This window comes from Rhodoferax sp. (assembly GCF_010365055.1).
Lineage (GTDB): Bacteria > Pseudomonadota > Gammaproteobacteria > Burkholderiales > Burkholderiaceae_C > Rhodoferax.
Window position 1 is genome coordinate 5137 of the sequence record NZ_JAAFHA010000160.1, and the last position, 4164, is coordinate 9300.

Annotated in this window: 9 protein-coding genes; all 9 read left to right on the plus strand. The window is 57.3% G+C overall.

Features of this window, described 5'->3' with window-relative positions; translation table 11 throughout:
- Positions 1–156: 156 nt before the first annotated feature.
- Positions 157–717 (plus strand): sugar transferase, encoded by a 561-nt coding sequence (locus GZ093_RS20135; RefSeq protein WP_296489465.1) that lies wholly within the window; start codon positions 157–159, stop codon positions 715–717.
- A gap of 100 nt (positions 718–817) precedes the next feature.
- A complete protein-coding gene (locus GZ093_RS20140) occupies positions 818–1102 on the plus strand; it encodes a DUF1778 domain-containing protein (RefSeq protein WP_296489450.1) in 285 nt (94 codons plus the stop codon).
- A complete protein-coding gene (locus GZ093_RS20145) occupies positions 1099–1599 on the plus strand; it encodes a GNAT family N-acetyltransferase (RefSeq protein WP_296489451.1) in 501 nt (166 codons plus the stop codon). The genes GZ093_RS20140 and GZ093_RS20145 overlap by 4 nt, the downstream gene beginning before the upstream one ends.
- Positions 1600–1787: 188 nt before the next feature.
- Positions 1788–2066 carry a DUF1778 domain-containing protein gene (locus GZ093_RS20150; protein WP_296489453.1) on the plus strand — a complete coding sequence of 93 codons (279 nt, stop codon included), beginning with the start codon at positions 1788–1790 and terminating at the stop codon, positions 2064–2066.
- Complete coding sequence (locus tag GZ093_RS20155) at positions 2063–2545, plus strand: GNAT family N-acetyltransferase (RefSeq protein WP_296489455.1); 483 nt, start codon at positions 2063–2065, stop codon at positions 2543–2545. Before GZ093_RS20150 ends, GZ093_RS20155 begins: the two co-directional genes overlap by 4 nt.
- A 62-nt stretch (positions 2546–2607) precedes the next feature.
- Positions 2608–2841 carry a type II toxin-antitoxin system VapB family antitoxin gene (vapB, locus tag GZ093_RS20160; protein ID WP_296489456.1) on the plus strand — a complete coding sequence of 78 codons (234 nt, stop codon included), beginning with the start codon at positions 2608–2610 and terminating at the stop codon, positions 2839–2841.
- Positions 2841–3257, plus strand: a complete 417-nt coding sequence (locus tag GZ093_RS20165; RefSeq protein WP_363261193.1) for a type II toxin-antitoxin system VapC family toxin — start codon at positions 2841–2843, stop codon at positions 3255–3257. Before vapB ends, GZ093_RS20165 begins: the two co-directional genes overlap by 1 nt.
- A gap of 108 nt (positions 3258–3365) precedes the next feature.
- Positions 3366–3926: a sugar transferase gene (locus GZ093_RS20170; RefSeq protein ID WP_296489459.1), complete on the plus strand. Its 561-nt coding sequence runs from the start codon at positions 3366–3368 to the stop codon at positions 3924–3926.
- The gene (locus GZ093_RS20175; RefSeq protein ID WP_296489461.1) at positions 3926–4099 is read left to right on the plus strand and encodes a hypothetical protein; all 174 of its coding nucleotides are present in this window, start codon (positions 3926–3928) and stop codon (positions 4097–4099) included. The genes GZ093_RS20170 and GZ093_RS20175 overlap by 1 nt, the downstream gene beginning before the upstream one ends.
- Positions 4100–4164 lie beyond the last annotated feature (65 nt).

The window sequence follows — 4164 nt, forward strand, 5'->3', positions numbered from 1 at the left end:
TTGGCGTTTGTCAACGCCCATGGCTTCAAGCAGGACGTCAGAGACTTCATATTCGGTGTCCACCAGCGCGTTGCCGATGGCGTAAAGGTCGTAATGGGGGTAATGACCTCTGGAGTCCCGCCTTCGCGGGAATGGAAGCAAGGAAGCGGTATGAGTTTGAAGCGAGTGTTTGATCTATTGCTGGCCTTGACGGCAGCTGTGGTTTTGGCAATCCCGGTGTTGCTGGTGGCGGTGGCGGTGCGGCTGACTTCTCCGGGGCCGGCCCTTTATTGGTCAGACCGCGTGGGGCGGCACAATAAGCTATTCAAACTGCCCAAGTTCCGCAGCATGCGGGTGGGCACGCCTGCGGTGGCCACCCATTTGCTGGCCGACCCCAAGGCGCATCTCACCCCCATTGGCAGCTTTTTGCGCAAGAGCAGTCTGGACGAGTTGCCGCAACTGTGGAGCATTCTGGCCGGTGACATGAGTTTTGTGGGGCCGCGCCCTGCCCTGTTTAACCAGCACGACCTGATTGCGCTGCGCACCCAGTCCGGCGTGCATGAACTGGTGCCCGGGCTGACCGGTTGGGCGCAGGTGAATGGGCGCGATGAGTTGCCGATCCCAGACAAGGTGAAGCTCGATGCAGCCTACCTGCAGCGCCAGTCGCTGGCGTTTGATATTCGCATCTTGTGGCTGACTTTTGTCAAGGTACTGCGGCGGGATGGGGTGGCGCACTGAGGGCAAGAACGCATGTTGTGGAGTCCTTGGATGTGCTCAGCCGTAAAATGACAATGTCATTACGATCTGATACAGTCATTGCTTTTGAAGGGGAATCCTCATGCACGCAAGCGCCGACGCTAAACGTGAAACTCTCAACATGCGCATCAAACCAGAGGTGCGCAGTTTGATCGATCGTGCAGCAAAGTTCCGTGGCAAAAATCGCACTGACTTCATCCTGGAGTCAGCTCGCCTTGCTGCTGAAGACGTGCTGCTGGATCAGGTGATCATGACCGTCAGTCCAGAGGCTTACGATCAGTTTCTATCCAGGTTGGATATGCCGCCCAATCCCAATGACAGTTTACGCAAAACCATGCTGACTCCCGCAGCCTGGGATCGCAAGTGAAATTGACAGCACCGATGCCCCTGACAGAGCATCATCTGACGGATGGTTTTTCGTGTGGGACCGACAGCCTGGATCAGTGGCTCAAACGCCGCGGCCTGAATAACCAGATTCAAGGTGCCTCGCGTACTTACGTGGTCTGTGATGGAGCTCGGGTGGTTGCTTACTACGCACTGGCTTCTGGCGCTGTAATGAGCGGTGATGCTACAGGCCGATTCCGCCGCAATATGCCGGATCCGATTCCTGTCGTCGTGTTGGGGCGTTTGGCTGTTGACCGCACTTTACAGGGCAAGGGCTTCGGACGATCGCTTGTTCGGGATGCTGGCATGCGCGTCATCCAGGCGGCGGACGCTATCGGTATTCGGGGAATGACAGTTCAAGCCCTGTCTGACGACGCAAAGACCTTCTATGAAAAAGTCGGCTTTGAGCCTTCACCACTTAATCCAAATCTGCTGATGATTTCCCTGGTCGACCTTGAAGCAGCGCTGCGAATGAGTTAATTGGGGTCAGATTCCAATCCAAAACGTAGTTTGCAGTATCGACGTGGAGAGCATCAATGCACATTAAACCCATCCGTAACGACGACGATTTGCGCGCTAGCAGAGAGTGAGAATCCAGTCGTATTGACAATAGCTACACGATGGATTACGATTCGTATATCTACTGTGTATGCAAAATAGGATCTGCCATGCGTGATGCTGCCATTAACCTGCGGGCTTTGCCCCAACAGCGTGATCTGATCGACCACGCTGCGCAATTGCTGGGAAAGAACCGTTCCGACTTTATGCTGGAAGCGGCCTGCGACCGGGCGCAGTCGGTGGTGCTGGATCAGGTGTTTTTCAGTCTCGACGCAGACAAGTTCCGCCAATTCAATGAGCTGCTGGACGGCGCTGCAGCCAGCAACCCCGGACTCGATCGACTGATGGCCGTCAAGGCGCCCTGGCTGACCTCCGCCAGCGGAGTATGAGTTTGCAACTCCAGGCACCAGAGCCTCTGTCTGCCGCGCACCAGCTGGATGATTTTGATTCTGGCGAGCTGGTTCTGGATGAATGGCTCAAGCGCCGGGCTTTGGCCAACCAGTTGAGCGGCGCCAGCCGCACGTTTGTGGTGCCCGATCAGAACAGACGAGTTTGCGGTTACTACGCCATGGCTGCAGGGGCGGTAGCCCACCAACAGGCCACCAGTGCCGTTCGGCGCAACATGCCGGACCCCGTGCCAGTGATGGTGTTGGCCCGGCTGGCGGTAGACCTGCGAGCCCAGGGCCTGAAGCTCGGGGCAGGGCTGTTGCAGGACGCTTTCAACCGGGCCGTTGTTGTGTCTCACAACACGGGGGTTCGTGCCTTGCTGGTGCACGCGCTCCATGACCAGGCCAAGCAGTTTTACGAACACTATGGTTTTCAGGCATCGCCGGTCGATGCGATGACATTGATGCTGCAGGTGAAATAAAGTTTGCTGTCGCGGGTTTTGGTGGTTATCATTGATGATCACCAAATTTATGGAGAGTGCGTATGGATACTGCACGTCTTTTTCAGTCGGGGCGAAGCCAAGCGGTTCGTTTGCCCAAGGAGTACCGTTTTGCGGGCGTCGAGGTCGTTGTGCGGCATTTCGGCAATGGTGTCTTGCTGCTTCCCGTCAACGAGCCCTGGGCAATGCTCGACGCGGCACTGGACGCTTTCGAGCCCGGTTTTCAGATCAGTCGCGACCAACCCGCAGCGCAGGTTCGCCAGGAGATTACGCCTTGATCAGCTACATGCTGGACACCAATATTTGTATCTATGTGATCAATGTCCGGCCGCCAGCGGTGCTCGCCCGCTTCCGACTGGAACGTTTGGGCAGTATCGGTGTTTCCAGCGTGACGGCGGCAGAGTTGACCTTTGGTGTGGCCAAAAGTGGTTCTGCACGAAATCGCACGGCGCTGGAGATGTTCTTGACCGCAGTGGAGGTGCTCCCTTTCGATGCCTCTGCCATTTGGCACTACGGTGACTTGCGAGCCGCGCTGGAGCGACGCGGCCAGCCGATAGGCGCACTTGACACCATGATCGCCGCCCACGCGTTGGCATGCAACGCCATCCTGGTGACCAACAACACCCGCGAATTCGAGCGGGTGCCGGGATTGCGCTTGGAGAATTGGGCGAACGGGCCGTCAGAGTCCAAATAATTACATCAAATAGGCCTCTAGCTCCCGTCCTTCCCTCGCAAGCAGCTATTAAATACAGAGCGATTGAAGGTTGACGGTCATGCCCAATGACGAATAAAGAAAATGCATGTGAAGCGATTTTTTGATCTTTTGCTGGCCCTGGCGGCGGCTGTGATTTTGGCCATTCCGGTTTTGATGGTGACGCTGGCAGTGCGGCTGACCTCGCCGGGGCCGGCCCTGTATTGGTCAGACCGCGTGGGGCGGCACAACAAGATTTTCAAGATGCCCAAGTTCCGCAGCATGCGGGTGGGCACGCCTGCGGTGGCCACGCATTTGCTGGCCGACCCCAGGGCGCATCTCACGCCGATTGGCAGCTTTTTGCGCAAGAGCAGCCTGGACGAGTTGCCGCAACTGTGGAGCATTCTGGTTGGCGACATGAGCTTTGTGGGTCCGCGCCCCGCGCTGTTTAACCAGCACGACCTGATTGCGCTGCGTACTCAGTCCGGCGTGCATGAACTGGTGCCGGGGCTAACCGGCTGGGCGCAAATAAACGGGCGCGATGAGCTACCGATCCCCGACAAGGTGAAGCTGGATGTGGCGTACCTGCAGCGCCAGTCGCTGGCGTTTGACATTCGCATCTTGTGGCTGACTTTTGTCAAGGTGCTGCGCCGGGACGGGGTGTCGCACTGATGCAGCGTCTTTTGATTGTTGGAGCGGGTGGCCACGGCCGCTCTGTGGCCGAGGCGGTACTGGCGGCTGGCATGTATGAGGTGGTTGGTTTTTTGGATGATGCGGCAGCGGGTCCGGCGCAGGTTGGGAGCTACCCGGTCTTGGGCACCCGACTTCGACAGTTAAACGCGTAAGTCATTGATCCATATAGGGGTGCGATGCAATCGCTCCACTACAAAAGCGTTATCTGCGTGTTCAG